Below are 506 nucleotides of genomic sequence, written 5' to 3'. Positions count from 1 at the left end.
GTCGATGATCACGCGCATGCCGCGCTGGTGGGCGGCGTCGACGAACTCCACGAAGTCCGCGAGGTCGCCGAACTCCGGCAGCACCGCCGTGTAGTCGGAGACGTCGTAGCCGCCGTCGCGCAAGGGTGACTTGAAGAACGGCGGCAGCCACAGGCAGTCGACGCCCAGCCACTGGAGGTAGTCGAGCTTCGCGGTCAGACCCTTGAGGTCGCCGACGCCGTCGCCGTTGCTGTCCTGGAACGAGCGGACGAGCACCTCGTAGAAGACGGCGCGCTTGAACCACTCCGGGTCACGGTCCCTGGCAGGAGTGTCCTCGAAGGTGTCCGGAACGGGTTCGTTGACGATCATGTTGTGGGTGACCCTCCGATCTCCGGGGTGGACGGTCGCAGAACCGTGAAGACGTGCGCGGGCCGGTGGCCCGGTTCGAGGCGCACATAGTTGGCCCTGCCCCAGTGGTAGGTCTCGCCGGTGAGCTCGTCGCGCACCGGAACCGACTCGTGCCAGTC

The 506-nt window shown here is 67.0% G+C and carries 2 protein-coding genes; both read right to left on the bottom strand.

Annotation, left to right across the window (positions count from 1 at the left end; genetic code table 11):
- Positions 1-348, bottom strand: a 348-nt coding sequence (locus FDO69_RS40955) for an alpha-amylase family glycosyl hydrolase (protein WP_240806353.1), incomplete at its 3' end; no start/stop codon positions are given.
- On the bottom strand, positions 345-506 hold a 162-nt coding region (locus FDO69_RS42635; RefSeq protein WP_104789283.1), incomplete at its 5' end, for an alpha-amylase. The genes FDO69_RS40955 and FDO69_RS42635, both read right to left, overlap by 4 nt.

The sequence above is a fragment of the Streptomyces tibetensis genome, assembly GCF_007655005.1.
Lineage (GTDB): Bacteria > Actinomycetota > Actinomycetes > Streptomycetales > Streptomycetaceae > Streptomyces > Streptomyces tibetensis.
The sequence above is the reverse complement of the archived record's forward strand: the minus strand, read 5'-3'. Positions and strand labels throughout refer to the sequence as shown.